The organism is Reyranella sp. GW821-FHT12G01 (assembly GCF_058806575.1).
This window is the reverse complement of the sequence record NZ_JBXAPV010000001.1, coordinates 3,296,729-3,309,984: the sequence shown is the minus strand read 5'-3', so window position 1 is coordinate 3,309,984 and position 13,256 is coordinate 3,296,729. Positions and strand designations below refer to the sequence as shown.

At 64.8% G+C, this 13,256-nt stretch carries 17 protein-coding genes; 10 read left to right on the top strand and 7 right to left on the bottom strand.

Annotation, left to right across the window (positions count from 1 at the left end; all coding sequences use genetic code 11):
- Positions 1-109 precede the first annotated feature (109 nt).
- Positions 110-1,669 carry a benzoate-CoA ligase family protein gene (locus AC1RP5_RS15970; RefSeq protein WP_493112077.1) on the bottom strand — a complete coding sequence of 520 codons (1,560 nt, stop codon included), beginning with the start codon at positions 1,667-1,669 and terminating at the stop codon, positions 110-112.
- A gap of 117 nt (positions 1,670-1,786) precedes the next feature.
- On the opposite strand from AC1RP5_RS15970, the gene AC1RP5_RS15965 reads away from it, so the two are divergent.
- Both AC1RP5_RS15965 and AC1RP5_RS15960 read left to right on the top strand, forming a co-directional pair.
- Complete coding sequence (locus tag AC1RP5_RS15965) at positions 1,787-2,263, top strand: hypothetical protein (protein WP_493112075.1); 477 nt, start codon at positions 1,787-1,789, stop codon at positions 2,261-2,263.
- A gap of 12 nt (positions 2,264-2,275) precedes the next feature.
- The gene (locus AC1RP5_RS15960; protein ID WP_493112073.1) at positions 2,276-2,404 is read left to right on the top strand and encodes a hypothetical protein; all 129 of its coding nucleotides are present in this window, start codon (positions 2,276-2,278) and stop codon (positions 2,402-2,404) included.
- A gap of 206 nt (positions 2,405-2,610) precedes the next feature.
- Here the strand turns inward: AC1RP5_RS15960 and AC1RP5_RS15955 are convergent, their stop codons facing one another.
- Positions 2,611-2,982: an OmpA family protein gene (locus AC1RP5_RS15955; RefSeq protein ID WP_493112071.1), complete on the bottom strand. Its 372-nt coding sequence runs from the start codon at positions 2,980-2,982 to the stop codon at positions 2,611-2,613.
- Between the two features lie 316 nt (positions 2,983-3,298).
- Here AC1RP5_RS15955 and AC1RP5_RS15950 point away from each other — a divergent pair, with 316 nt between their 5' ends.
- Together AC1RP5_RS15950 and AC1RP5_RS15945 are read left to right on the top strand one after the other, a co-directional pair.
- Positions 3,299-3,553 carry a hypothetical protein gene (locus AC1RP5_RS15950; protein WP_493112069.1) on the top strand — a complete coding sequence of 85 codons (255 nt, stop codon included), beginning with the start codon at positions 3,299-3,301 and terminating at the stop codon, positions 3,551-3,553.
- A gap of 78 nt (positions 3,554-3,631) precedes the next feature.
- The gene (locus AC1RP5_RS15945) at positions 3,632-3,907 is read left to right on the top strand and encodes a hypothetical protein (protein WP_493112067.1); all 276 of its coding nucleotides are present in this window, start codon (positions 3,632-3,634) and stop codon (positions 3,905-3,907) included.
- On the opposite strand, the gene AC1RP5_RS15940 is transcribed toward AC1RP5_RS15945, so the two are convergent.
- Entirely contained in the window at positions 3,908-4,516 is a 609-nt protein-coding gene (locus tag AC1RP5_RS15940) for a hypothetical protein (protein ID WP_493112066.1), read from the bottom strand.
- A gap of 143 nt (positions 4,517-4,659) precedes the next feature.
- Between AC1RP5_RS15940 and AC1RP5_RS15935 the strand changes: the two genes are divergently transcribed.
- Together AC1RP5_RS15935 and dctP are read left to right on the top strand one after the other, a co-directional pair.
- Positions 4,660-5,121 carry a hypothetical protein gene (locus AC1RP5_RS15935; protein WP_493112064.1) on the top strand — a complete coding sequence of 154 codons (462 nt, stop codon included), beginning with the start codon at positions 4,660-4,662 and terminating at the stop codon, positions 5,119-5,121.
- Positions 5,122-5,256: 135 nt separating this feature from the next.
- Complete coding sequence (gene dctP, locus AC1RP5_RS15930; RefSeq protein ID WP_493112062.1) at positions 5,257-6,192, top strand: TRAP transporter substrate-binding protein DctP; 936 nt, start codon at positions 5,257-5,259, stop codon at positions 6,190-6,192.
- Positions 6,193-6,204: 12 nt separating this feature from the next.
- Here dctP and AC1RP5_RS15925 read toward each other — a convergent pair whose 3' ends face one another.
- The 4 genes from AC1RP5_RS15925 to boxC form a co-directional block, all read right to left on the bottom strand.
- Entirely contained in the window at positions 6,205-6,960 is a 756-nt protein-coding gene (locus tag AC1RP5_RS15925; RefSeq protein WP_493112060.1) for a bestrophin-like domain, read from the bottom strand.
- 270 nt (positions 6,961-7,230) lie between these two features.
- Positions 7,231-7,755, bottom strand: coding sequence for a hypothetical protein (locus AC1RP5_RS15920; protein ID WP_493112059.1), 525 nt, complete (start codon positions 7,753-7,755; stop codon positions 7,231-7,233).
- Between the two features lie 69 nt (positions 7,756-7,824).
- Positions 7,825-9,243 (bottom strand): benzoyl-CoA 2,3-epoxidase subunit BoxB, encoded by a 1,419-nt coding sequence (boxB, locus tag AC1RP5_RS15915; protein ID WP_493112057.1) that lies wholly within the window; start codon positions 9,241-9,243, stop codon positions 7,825-7,827.
- An 18-nt stretch (positions 9,244-9,261) separates the two neighbouring features.
- The gene (gene boxC, locus AC1RP5_RS15910; protein WP_493112055.1) at positions 9,262-10,920 is read right to left on the bottom strand and encodes a 2,3-epoxybenzoyl-CoA dihydrolase; all 1,659 of its coding nucleotides are present in this window, start codon (positions 10,918-10,920) and stop codon (positions 9,262-9,264) included.
- 78 nt (positions 10,921-10,998) lie between these two features.
- Here boxC and AC1RP5_RS15905 point away from each other — a divergent pair, with 78 nt between their 5' ends.
- From AC1RP5_RS15905 to AC1RP5_RS15890, 4 genes are all read left to right on the top strand, one after another.
- A complete protein-coding gene (locus tag AC1RP5_RS15905) occupies positions 10,999-11,418 on the top strand; it encodes a GNAT family N-acetyltransferase (RefSeq protein WP_493112053.1) in 420 nt (139 codons plus the stop codon).
- The gene (locus tag AC1RP5_RS15900; protein WP_493112052.1) at positions 11,415-11,816 is read left to right on the top strand and encodes an Rrf2 family transcriptional regulator; all 402 of its coding nucleotides are present in this window, start codon (positions 11,415-11,417) and stop codon (positions 11,814-11,816) included. Before AC1RP5_RS15905 ends, AC1RP5_RS15900 begins: the two co-directional genes overlap by 4 nt.
- Positions 11,817-11,894: 78 nt before the next feature.
- Positions 11,895-12,383 carry a tetratricopeptide repeat protein gene (locus AC1RP5_RS15895; protein ID WP_493112051.1) on the top strand — a complete coding sequence of 163 codons (489 nt, stop codon included), beginning with the start codon at positions 11,895-11,897 and terminating at the stop codon, positions 12,381-12,383.
- Between the two features lie 98 nt (positions 12,384-12,481).
- The gene (locus AC1RP5_RS15890; RefSeq protein ID WP_493112049.1) at positions 12,482-13,156 is read left to right on the top strand and encodes a hypothetical protein; all 675 of its coding nucleotides are present in this window, start codon (positions 12,482-12,484) and stop codon (positions 13,154-13,156) included.
- Positions 13,157-13,256 lie beyond the last annotated feature (100 nt).

Here is a 13,256-nt window from a genome sequence, read left to right as displayed (position 1 = left end):
AGCGAGGCGGAGTGGAGAGACCTTGGTTCTACAATTTTCTGGCTTTTGGTAGAGAGAAGGTCTCTCCACTCCGCGCTGCGCGCTCCGGTCGAGACGACGGAGCATTTGCTTATCCCCGCAGCTTGAAGCGCTGGATCTTTCCGGTCGCCGTCTTGGGCAGCTCGCTCACATATTCGACCCAGCGCGGATACTTGTACGGCGCCAGCGTCTGCTTGCAGTGCGCCATCAGCGCGTCGGTGAGGGCGGCGCCGGCCTCGCCGGGCTGCTTCAGCACCACGATCGCCTTGGGCTTGATCAGCGCCTGTTCGTCGGCCTGGCCGACGACGGCAGCTTCGAGGATCGCGGGATGGCCGACCAGGCAGTTCTCGATCTCGACCGGCGAACACCAGATGCCGCCGACCTTCAGCATGTCGTCGCTGCGGCCCTCGTAGATGAAATAGCCGTCGGCATCCTCGCGATAGGTGTCGCCGGTGTTGAGCCAGCCGTTCACCATCGTCTCCGCCGTCTTCTCGGGCTTGTTCCAGTAATACTTGGCCGCCGACTCCGCCTTGATCCACAGCCGGCCGCTCTCGCCCTTCGCGACGGCATCGCCGTTCTCGTCGAGGATGCGCACTTCGTAGCCCGGCACCGGCTTGCCGCTGGTGCCGGCGCGGAAATCGTCGAGCCGGTTGCCGATGAAGATGTGCAGCGCCTCGGTCGAGCCGATGCCGTCGAGGATCGTCGTGCCGGTCCGTTCCTTCCAGCGCCGCAGCATGTCGGCGGGCAGCGCTTCGCCCGCCGAGACGCAAGCGCGCAAGCTCGACAGGTCGCGCTTGCCGGTCTCCAGCACCGCGAGCTGCGCGGCGTAGAGCGTCGGCACGCCGTAATAGATGGTGGGCTTGAAGGTCTCGATGTTGGTGAAGGTCGTGTCCGGCGTCGGGCGGCGATCGTCGAGGATCGCGATGCCGCCAACCCATAGCGGGAAGGTCATGCCGTTACCCTGGCCGTAGGCGAAGAACAGCTTGGCGGCGGAATAGCTGATGTCCTGTTCCGTAACGCCCAGCACGCGCACGCCGTAGAGCTCGCTGGTCACCACCATGTCGCGCTGCGCATGGACCGCGCCCTTCGGCCGGCCGGTCGAGCCCGACGAATAGAGCCAGAAGCAATCGTCCTCGGGCGCGGCGAGGCGCGGCTCGAGAATGGGGGAGGCGTTCGCCATCTCGGCGAGGAAGGCGTCGACGGTCATCGACGTCGGCGCTTTTGCTCCGAGCTGCTTCAGTGCCGGTTCGATTTCACCGGCGAACTCGGAAGAATAGACGACGAGGCGGCAGCCCGAATCCTCGACCATGTAGGCGTAGTCGGGCGCGCGCAGCAGCGTGTTGGGCGGCACCGGCACGATGCCGGCCTTGATGGCGCCCCAGAAGAGATAAAAGAAGGCCGGGCAGTCCTTCACCACCATCAGCAGCCGGTCGCCGGGCTTGAGCCCGAGCGCCAGCAGGGCATTGCCCGTCCGGTTCACCCGCTCGGCCAGCTCGGCAAAGGTCACGGTCTCGTGCGACGTGCGGATCGCCGCCTTCGAGCCGCGGCCCTCGGCCAGATGCCGGTCGATGAACGGGACGGCCACGTTGAAGCGCGCCGGCAGCTCGACGGCATGGGTCGGGGAGAAGGAGATACCTGACGGAAGCGCCATTTCGGGACCCGCGAGAAAGCCTGGACCCTCTCGATAGCTGACCGGCGGGCGGACTCGCAACGCCGGGGGCCATTCCGGCGTTAAGCAGGCCAGAAATCTCGCCAAGGACAGACTTCGATGAAGCAAGGCATCCTCTTCGTTCTCGCTTCCACCGTTCTTTTGGCCGGCGTGGCAGGGGCGCACGTCTTCGCCCCACTGCCTGACGGAATACCCCTGAAATCTTCGGCAAAGGCTGCAACTGCTTCGGGTTCCGGGGTTTCTATCCCTGTGGCCTCGCCAGTCGCCGGGAAGTCCGCGGTCGTGGAAGCCCGTCAGGCGCCCGTGCCGTTCCAGATGCGCGAGCGTCCGCCGGTGGTGATCCCTGCCGTTACCGAGACTGCGGCGGTGACAACGCCGGTCACACAAAGCGACCAGGCCCAGCCTGTGGATAGTGAAGCGAACCGCTTCGCCAAGAGCGCCATTGAGGCCGACGGCTACAGGTCGGTCAAAGCCATTGCACCGGGGCCTGACGGCACGTGGCGCGCACGGGCGATGCGAGGAAAGACTGAAGTCGTTTTGACCGTGGATCGCGAGGGCCGCGTTTCGGCCGATTAAAAGGAGGCCCGCGTGGAAGATCGGGAAAACAACGTGCTCTCGCCCATCCTTCAGGAGGGCGACATCGTCTGGGCGCCCACGATTTTCCTGACCGCCATGGTCGGATTCGGCTCTTTTTTGCTGGTGATGCCGTTCTTGTAATTCGTGTGCAACCCGCCGCCGGGTGCCGCGTTGTCTCATCGCAGCCTTTGACGGTTCCAGTAACCGTCCCTCTCCCCCGAGGGGCTGCAGGAGCCCGCCCTGGTTTACCAGGGCGGGCTTTCATTTTGTCCGTTCGCTTCCCAACGAAAACGCCCGCCCGGGTCGTCCCGGGCGGGCGTCGTTCGTGGATGAAATCTCCAGATGAGCTAGAACTTGATCTCGACACGGCGGTCCGTCGGATCGGTCACGCCGTCACCAGCTTTGGCCAGCGGCTTCACGGCGACCGGGCGGATGGTGATGGCTTCGGCGGGCGCGCCCTGGCGGACCAGCTCCTGCTTCACGGCATTGGCGTAGTCGGCGCGGCCCTCGATCATCACAGGTGCGGCCTTGGCGGCGTCGGCGGCGCTGCGAACCGTGTCCATGGCGGAGGCGGGCACGCGCGTGGTGCCATTTTCCATGAACAGCATATGGTCCGAGTTCGCGGCCGTATTCGGCGCCGAGGCGATGTTCTGGCTCATCGCGGAGAGGGGCATAAGGGCGAGGCCACCGACCACGACGGCAAGGCTGAGCTTTCGCATGAGCAGGTTTCCTTTCGTGTGTGTCTATGGGGTGTTAACGCCAGGACACACCGGAAGTTTCTCGCAAAGTGCGGGCAACGCTGAGTGCCATGGGACGTTGATTCAAGCCATGCACACAGCTCTATACATAGTGAGCACTGTGACACTCGTGACCTTCATATTCGGGATCACGACCTTGGCGCTTATTTTCTACAACAATCGCAAGGGCTAGCCGCGAAAAGACGCTGCCGTTACAGGCTTCATCCAAAATGAAGCCTTATATCCTGTTGATTCAAACGCGCGTGCGTCATGCAAGCCGCGTTGCTACGATGGGCTAATGGATCTCATCCTGATCATCGTGGCGGTGTTCACCGTAGGCGGCGCCGGCTGGGGCTGGTGGCGGGCCACGAAGAACATAGACAATCCACCCGACAAGTATGATTTCCCCGGAGGAATGACGCGCCGCGAGCATCTCAGCCTGCTGGCGAAGAAGCATCGGCGTCGTCGCATCCCGCTCACGATCGGCGCAGGCTTGGCCTCGGGTCTTGTTGCCTTCGCCGCATTGCTCGCGGTGGCCATCTTCAAGCGCTGATCACTGAGGAACCTGGCGGCTTGCCGTAAACCTGCGGGTCGCGCACGATGCGCGCCCAATGAATACAGGAGGCATGTCATGTCGGAAGAACGGAAGAAGGTCCTGCAGCGCTTTCAGGCGCGGCTCGCACATCTCGAATCCGGCGCGCTAGCCGGTCCCGCGCACTGGCACATCTTCCATCTGCACAATGCCCTGAACGCGCTGCCCGACGATCATGCGGCCGCCGACCTTCATCTCAACGAGTTCGACCGAGTGGATCTCGCCAAGGAGTATCCCGAGATGGAAGCCGACAAGGCGCCGACCGTGTCGGAAATCCGTTCGCGCTTCGACATGATCGCAGGCGGAACGCTCTAGTCAGACCTGCTTGCCCATGCCCTCGTCGCGCCAGTCGCGGCGCATGCGCTCGATCTCGCTCTCGTTCGGACGATAGGCCGGCGCGTCGGGATCGAACGTCGTCCAGCCTTCCCGACGATAGGCCGCCGCGCGTTCGACCGGATCGATCGGGCGATGAATGGACATCAGCCCTTCGATGCGCGCGACCTGGTCGTCGGGCACGCGCACCGTAACCAGCGTACCGCCGCGGCGGATCGATTCCGAATAGACGGCCGCATGTTCCTCGTCGACGCCGGCGCTGACCAGTGCGCCCACGATGCCGCCCGTCGCCACGCCCGCAGCGGCCCCGACGGCGGTCGCCGCCAGCCAGCCGGCCGCGACCACGGGACCGAGGCCTGGGATCGCCAGCAGGCCGAGACCCGCTAAAAGGCCGGCGCCGCCGCCGACCACACCGCCGATGCCCGCGCCCGCAGCGGTGTCGGAGACGGCATCGACATCGTCATAGTCGGCGCTGACATATTTGTTGGCGATGAAGCTCACGTCGGTGGGCGGGATGCCTGCCTTCTCGATGGCGTCCACGGCCGCGCGTGCCTGCGCGTAGCTGTCGTAGGACCGGCTCACCGTCTTCATTTCCGTCTCCCTCGTTGGATGCGGTCCTACAACAGGGCGGCCATGGCATGGTTGCTCCGCGGGGCGATACCGGCGCAATCCGCTCTCCTTGGTATGCGCAGATAGTCATCTCGCGGTCGCCGACATGCTCTAGGGTCAGGGACGTGACACGAACCCTGCTCCTGGCCCTTGCGCTGTGCGGCGCGGCCGGAGCCCATGCCGACCCGCTTACCGCCGACGAGACCCGCGCCGCTTACTGCGTCGGCGTCGCGCAGGCCCGTGTGGTGGCCTACGAGTACATGTCGGCGGCCCCCTGCGGCACCGACGCCGGCCAGTGCATGGCCGTGCGGCAACTCGCGATGGGAGCGTTGCCTCGCCTCAGGCGCGACCTGGACTCCGCGAACGCGGCACTCGCGGCCCACGGCCTCCTCGACGACGGTCGCCGTCCGGAATCGAGGCGCGCCGGCGACTGGGCGCAGATAGGCGGGGCGATCGCGGATGGCGAACGCGAGGCGCTTCTATGCCTCAACATGCGCGTGCCCGGACTGCCCGATCCGGGTGCCGGCGACATCGGCAAGAGCTGCCGGCAGGTTGCGGCCTGCAGCCCCGTCACACCCGCTTCCTGAGCGATCCCAACTTTATTTGCAGAAATCTTACCCGGGCGTGCAACCTTTTATTCGTGTGTTCGGTTGATGACAGATGGGTTTCGAGGAGCAAGGCGGTTCATGCGTCTCAGTGCGTTTGCAGTTGGGCTAGCGACCTTGGCGATCGGATTTCCGGTGCTGGCCCGCGATTTCACCTCGTCGGACATCTTCCCGAACGATTATCCCACCGTGCGCGGCGTCGCCTACATGGGCGACCTGGTGCGTGAACGAAGCGGCGGACGCCTGATCGTGTCGAACCTCGGCGCCGACGATCAGGAGACCGAGAGCTACACGCTGGGCCAGCTCCGCAACGGCACGCTCGACATGGCGCGAGTCAATCTCGCCGCGCTGAACAGCGCGGCGCCGGCCACAGTCGTGCTCACGCTGCCCTATGTCTTTCGCTCGACCGCGCACGAGCGGCGGGTGCTCGACGGGGCGATCGGCGACGAGATCCTGGCCTCGCTCGAGCGCGCGGGTTTCATCGGCCTCTGTTTCTACGACGTCGGCCCGAGATCGACCTACGGGACCAAGCCGGTGCGCACGCCGGCCGACCTGCGCGGCCTCAAGTATCGCGTCCAGCAATCCTCGAACTGGGCGCCGATGGTGCGGGCGATGGGCGCGCAGCCGGTCGTGATGCCGCTGTTCCGGGGCGAGGCCTCGATGCGCGCGGGCATCATCGACGTGGCCGACGGGAACTGGTCGTCCCTGGTCGCGTCGCAGCATCATCGCGTGGCCAAGTGGTTCAGCCCGACCGAGCATGTGCGTTCGCCCGGCGTGCTGCTCTTCTCGCGGCGCGTCTGGGACACGCTCAGCACCGACGACAAGGCGATCATCCGCGCGGCCGCGCGCGATTCGGTGGCTTATTATCGTCGTCTCTGGGACGACCACGAGGCCGCCGCCCGACGCACGGCCGAGGCGGCGGGCGTCCTCGTCGTCAACGACATCGACTTCAAGGGATTCACCGACGCGCTGGTGCCGCTGCACGCCACCACCGTCTCCGATCCGCGCCTCAAGTCGCTCATCGAGCGCATCAAGGCCGACAAGGGCCCCTGATCTTCGCCCGTTCTACTTGAGCGCGTTCCTTAGAGGCTCGTTGGAGAGCTGCATCAGTCCACCGAACGGAAGGCCAAGTTCGAGGATCAGGTAGAAGGCTGCCGACGCGGAGAGGATGCAGATCGCGATCACGACGAACAGTGTCGGGTTGGGCGGCGCCGACATGCTGAAGATTCCGAAGATGAACATCAGCCAGATGATCAACACGATCAGGAACGTGTTGGAGATCGAATCCGTCGGCTGGGCGAACAGTGAGAGTTGGGTCTGCGCGAGGTCGGAACTGACCTGGATGGCGCGGGCCTGAAGCGCACGCTGCTTGGAGTTCGTCGGCTGCAGGTCCTGCAGCATGAACAGCACTTCCTCTTCCGGCGCCTTCGATTGGTCGTCGAACTTGACGCCACGCGCAATGGCCTCGTCGCGCCAGATCGAATCGATCATAGGCTGGATCTCCGAACGCAAGGCCGTCCGCACCGGCTGCGCCTCCGGCCCGTAGTGCTTCAACACCCTATCGAGCTCGACGATGTCGGCGGTCAGGCGGCTCACCAGGCCGCTGGTGCGCTCGAACGACGTGCGGGTCGAGGCGAAGAGCAGCGCCAGCACCAGCGCCGACATGGTGGCGACCAGCGCGATCGACAGCTTGATCACGTCCTTGGAATCGCCGCTGACATGAGCCTCGGGCAGGCGCGTGCGCAGAAGGGCGCCACTAATTGCGCTGGCCAGGATGCAGACGAAGGCAATGGCGGCAAACTCGATGGGGCTCAAATTCATGTCCTTGCAGGCTTTCTGTAAATTCTCGCGCGCAAGGTGCCCCAGACCGCGGCTCGGGCGCAATCCATTTGCGGTTCAGCCCGTCTGAAGGGAGAGCGTGCAGGGGCCTGCGTTGTTCGTCACAGCCTGATCACAACCGCGGCCGTACCGATAAGGCACAATCTCCCCGTGCCGCCATCCCACGCGGCTCCCAGCCTCCGTCACACCCGGAGGCTTCCCGACCCGCCTGCGACCCCAAGCGCAGGCGGGTCTTTTATTTGGGCAAAGAGGTTAGCCGGTCGCGGCGAAGTATCTTGGCCGGATCAGGTAGAGATAGGCCGCTGACCAACCGCAGGTGATGAGGAGGCAGGGGGCGATCAACGTTAGCGCAATCTTGGCACTGCTGAAGGTTTTGACCACGAGGCCAGCGAGGACAATCAATCCCACGGCAATGGAATCCGGGCTGACCCCTTTCGTGAGGAAGCCCAGGGTGAAGCTGGCGACGGGGAACGCGATGAGAGGGACGATAACGACATGGCGCACCACATCGCGAAGCTTGACTGGCAGACTTGGAGGCAGGTCCTTCTGGGTCATCGAATAGGTTAGAGCGGCGGCAGGCCACATGCCGACCGTCCCGGAAATCACGATAAATATCCCGGATAGGCTGGAGTCGCCGCCGAACTCGGTAAAGAGCCAGAGCCCGAGCAGATACACGAACGTGAGAGCGGAGAGGCCGAAGCCGAACCATCGGCGCTTCCGGCGGAATTCCCGGGAGACCTCGCGTTTTCGAACCTCTTCCAGCGTCGGTCGTGTCACTTCGGCCCTGCATAACTGCAACCGTCATCATGTTGCAGTAACCGCGACCCTTCAACCGATCGCGCGGCCTCAGTTGAAGCGGACGTACTCGAAGTCGCCGGGCTGGTTGTTGATGCCACGCGCCGGCGGGGCGATCCAGTGGGCGAACTGGCCGGGCTGGGTCACGGCGGCGCCCATCAGCGAGGTGACGTAGGCACGGTCCTCGTCGGTCGGCAGCCACCTGTCCTTGTTGGCATTCCACTCGGCCTCGGAGAGGACCTTGCCGTCGGGCGAGACGCGCAGGCCGGCGAAGGCGCCGATCTGCCGGTCGAAGGCGCGGTGCGGCAGGGTCATCTCGAAGTTGATGCCGGCGCGCTCGATCGCCTTGTTCCAGCGCAGCACGCCGCGGGCGCAGTCTTCGATGTAATCCTGGCGCAGCCGTTCGTTCAGCGCCTGCAGGGCGGGGACCGCCTTCTTCACGATGCGGCCGTCCTCGACGGTCTCGATCTCGTAGGTGGCGTTGGTCAGCAGGTGGTCGTCGTCGACGCGCGTCTCGAGATAGCGGCCCTTCACGCCTTGCGTGTAGTAGTTGGCCGCGTTGGTCGAGGCTTCCTGGCCGAACAGGTCGAGCGACACCGAGAAGTGGAAGTTGAGATACTTCTGCATGGTCGGCAGGTCTATGCCGCCCAGGCTGCGCACGTCGTCGGTCTTGTGCTCCTTCATCAGCTCGCAAGTGCGCTGGAGGATGCGGCCGACGCCGGTCTCGCCCACGAACATGTGGTGCGCTTCCTCGGTCAGCATGAAGCGGCAGGATCGGGCCAGCGGATCGAAGCCCGACTCGGCCAGCGACGCGAGCTGGTACTTGCCGTCGCGGTCGGTGAAGTAGGTGAACATGAAGAAGGAGAGCCAGTCCGGCGTCGCCTCGTTGAAGGCACCGAGGATGCGCGGCTTGTCGGGATCCCCCGAGTGTCGCTCCAGCATAGCCTCCGCTTCCTCGCGGCCGTCGCGGCCGAAATAGGCGTGCAGCAGGTAGACCATCGCCCAGAGATGACGGCCTTCCTCGACGTTGATCTGGAACAGGTTGCGCAGGTCGTAGAGCGAGGGCGCGGTCTTGCCCAGCAGCCGCTGCTGCTCGACCGACGCGGGCTCGGTGTCGCCTTGGGTCACGATCAGGCGGCGCAAGGTCGAGCGCAGTTCGCCGGGCACGTCCTGCCAGGCGGGCTTGCCCTTGTTGTCGCCGAAGGCGATCTCGCGATTGGGATCGCGGTCGGCGAGGAAGATGCCCCAGCGATATTCCGGCATCTTCACGTAGCCGAAGTTCGCCCAGCCGTTCGAATCGGTCGAGATGGCGGTGCGCAGATAGACGTCGAAGGCCGAGGTGCCGTCGGGCCCCATGTCCTTCCACCAGTCGAGGAAGCGCGGCTGCCAGTTCTCCAGCGCGCGCTGCAGGCGGCGGTCCGACGAGAGATCGACGTTGTTGGGAATGAGCTGGCTGTAGTCGATGGCCATGATTGCCTCCGTTGTTCCTTAAGCCCGCTTGCGGTCGTACTTGCTCTGCTTGCCCGTGCCGTAAAGTTTCAGCGCACCCTCGGGGCCGGTGGCGTTGGGGCGCTGGAAGATCCAGTTCTGCCAGGCCGAGAGGCGCGCGAAGATCTTGGTCTCCATCGTCTCGGGGCCGGGGAAGCGCAGGTTGGCTTCCATGCCGATCAGCCCGTCGGGCGAGAAGCCGGCGCGCTCCTCGACGGCGAGGCGAACCTCGTCCTCCCAGTCGATGTCGTCCGGCGTGAAAGTGACGAGGCCGGCCTCGTCGGCCGCCGCGGCGTCCAGCGGTTCGCGACTCTGGTCCTTGAGCGCTTCGACATGATCGGGATCGTTGAGGAAACGGGTCGAGAGCCGCGTCAGCCCGTTGCCCATCGGATAGGGGCCGAAGTTCATGTCGGTGAGCCGCAAGGTGGCGGCCGGCAGGTTCGAGCCCTCGAACACGCCGTCCAGCATGTAGGAGCGGTCGGCCGCCAGCGCGACCTCGAGCAGGGTGCCGGTGAAGCAGGAGCCGGGCTCGATCAGCGCGATCAGGCTGCGCGAGCTCACGTCGAGGCGCTTCAGGGTGCGCTTCCAGTAGAGCACGATCTCGCGCACCAGCCAGTCGTCGGTGCCTTCCGCCAGCAACGCGTCGTAAGCCTCGACCAGCGCGGCGTCGCCCTGGCTGGTCAGCACCCAGGTGCCGATCTCGGTCTCGTTGAGACGCAGATGCATCATCGCGTCGTCGAACTCGCGCGCCAGCGCCAGCGGCCAGAAGGCGGCGCCTTCCGCGTGCACGTCGGACGGCGGGGCAGAAGTGGGGCCGTTGAGGCGGAACTTCGCCGAGCGGCCCTCGCGGTCGATCTCGACGGTGAGATGGCCGTAGCGCAGCGTGTCGCCGTCGAACTGGCGCTCCACGGCCGGCAGCGCGATGCCCTTGGCCGCCTTCGGGCGTGACGACTTGGCGGCGACTTCCTCGGCGATCTTCTGCGTCTGCTCGACGAGCTTCGACGGCGCGATGAGCTGGTCGACCAGCCGCCAGTCGCGGGCGCGCTTGCCGCGCAGGCCCTCGGCGGTGGTGCAGAAGAAGTCGGCATGGTCGCGACGGACCATGCGCTTGTCGACGAGGCGGGTGAGACCGCCGGTGCCCGGCAGCACCGCGAGCAACGGCAGCTCGGGCAGCGATACCGCGCTCGATCCGTCGTCGGCCAGCAGGATCTGCTCGCAGGCCAGCGCCAGCTCGTAGCCGCCGCCCGCGGCGATGCCGTTGATCGAGCAGATATAGGTCTGGCCGGAATGCTCGCTCGCATCCTCGATCGACAGACGCGTCTCGTTGGTGAACTTGCAGAAGTTCACCTTGTGGTCATGCGTCGACAGGCCAAGCATGTTGATGTTGGCGCCGGAGCAGAAGATGCGGTCGCGCTGGGAGCGGATCACCACGGCGCCGATCTCGGGATGCTCGAAGCGCAGGCGCTGCACCGCGTCGGCCAGCTCGATGTCGACGCCGAGATCGTAGGAATTGAGCTTGAGCTTGTAGCCGGGCTTGAGCCCGCCATCCTCGTTCACGTCCATCGTGAGATAGGCGACGCCGTTCTCGAGCGTGAGCTTCCAGTGCTTGTAGCGGGAGGGATCGGTGCGGAAGTCGATGGGCGCGGCGGCGGGGTCCATGGCATTCCCTATTTCTGTAATTCGGTACTGAAATACTTATTTACTTTCCCCGTCGCAAGGTCATTCTTCTCCCCAGACATGGTCGCAATCCGCCCTGCCCAAGCCTCTAATCTGACAGCGATTTCCGCGCTGGATGCGCGCCTGACCGGGTCCGACAAGCCCGATTACTGGCGCGAGATGCTGGCGCCGGAGCGGCATTTCCTGGTGGCCGAGACGGCAAAAGGGACGCTGGCCGGCTTCATCGCCGGCGAGGTCCGCGCCTGGGAATTCGGCCAGCCTGCCGCCGGCTGGGTGTTCGCCATCCAGGTCGATCCGAAGGCGCGTCTCAAAGGCGTCGGCAGTGCGCTGTTCGAGGCGCTGGCGGCGCGCTTCAAGCAGCAGGGCGTGACGCGCGTGCGCACCCTGGTCGACCGCAAGGACCATCTGATCCTCTCCTTCTTCCGCGCCCAAGGCATGGTCGCGGGTCCGTCGCTGCAACTCGACAAGGAATTGCTGTGAAGTTGCAGACGGCGACGCGGCTGGGACTCTACGCCATCCTCGAACTGGCGCGCGATCCGGCGCGCACGCTATCCGCCTCTGATCTAGCCGAGCGCTTCGGCGTCTCGACTCACTCGCTTGCCAAGGTCCTGGGCACGTTGTCCGCCGCCGGTCTCGTACAGGGTGGGCGCGGGGCTGCCGGCGGCTACCGCTTCACCGGCAACCGTCGGCGCATCACCCTCATGGACATCATCGCCCTGTTCGAGCCTGCGCCGGGCAATCGCGCCAAGGAGGCGGGCGAGGACACCGAGATCGGCGCCGCGCTCCAAAGAGTCCTCACCGAGATCGACGAAATCGCCGAGGCCACGTTGCGTTCAGTCAGCCTGGAGACGTTGCTCGGGTCATCGCACGTTGGCTGATCTTCGACATCGGAGGCCGATGAGAATACAATCAAAGGTCGATTGACTATCAAAAACACAATTATAAATTATCAGCTCATGGAATTCGAAGAAGCCCTTCAGATCGCCTCAGGCCCACCCTCATCCGATGACCGCTTCATCGAAGCCTGCACGGTCGTCGCAACTGCTTTGGAATCAAAAGCACACTATAAGGTCGAAGCGCTTGTCAGTCGTGGCATCGGGTATATTCTGGGGCAGCAGCACGCAAAAGCATTGAGCGATCTGGACGAGGCCCTTCGCCTGGATCCGACTTTCGATCGAGCGTTCGTCAATCGCGCTGCGCTGTATTCGATGCTTCGCGAAGATCAGATGGCCTTGTCCGACTTCAATCGATCTATCGATCTCAATCCGACGAACCCGATCGCCTACGCAGGCCGAGGCCAACTTTTCAGGCGTTTGGGAATGATCGACAAGGCAATCGCCGATGTCGCGATGGCACGCGCGTTCGATGAAGGGAATCCTAATATCGAGCGCCTCTGGGAACAACTGCTCGACGAATCTTGGGCAGCGACCAATAAGCCGAACTGACCGGCTGGCCGCGGAACTATGGTGGATGAACGGGCGAAGCGACGTTGCGTTCGGTCAGTCTGGAGCCGATGCTGAAGCGGCCCATTTGAGAGGCTCGCATGCGCGCGCGTCTGATTTGTCTCGCCGTCCTGCTGCTGCCGCGCCTCGCGTTTGCGCAGATGGCAGGTGAGAAGCCGAAAGCCTGCGTGCCGAACGGTGCGCTCGATCCCGCCTATGAGCGCGAGAGCCGGACGAGCGGATGGCCGCAGGAGGCGCCGCGCCTGCGGGCCGACGTGCCCAACGTCTCGCGCGAGGGCGACCGGCTGCGGCTGGCGATCGATGGCGGCAAGGCGATCGAGCTGCAGGACTGTCCCTATGGCGATGCGGGCCATCAGTATCTCTACGAGCGCTACGACGATCCCGGCCGTTTCTATGTCGTGCGCACGCCGGGCGCCGACGATTTCACCTGGACGCTGGTGATGAAACGCACAGGCCGGCTGTTCACCGTCCACGGCGCGCCGGTCTGGGCGTCGGACAAGAAGCGGTTCCTGACGGTCGCGTGCTCGCTCCAGCCGGCGCGCGGCACGTTGTCGATCTTCGCGCCGTCGGGCGATGGTCTCGCGACGGAAGCGGAGATCGAGCTGCCCTGCGCGACCGAGAGCTGCTCGGCGCGCTGGGACTTCCAGTCATGGATCTCGATCGCCTGCACCCCGCGTGACGACACCAGCCGGAAGGGCAAGGAGTTCGTCCTGATGCAGGGCAAGGACGGTCAGTGGAACAGGTTCGGTCGATAGCGACGGTCGTCCTGAGCGAAGCGAAGGACCTAGGCGAACGACCAAACGGCTCTGTCGCCGGCGTGAGATCCTTCGCTGCGCTCAGGATGACAAGAAGAGA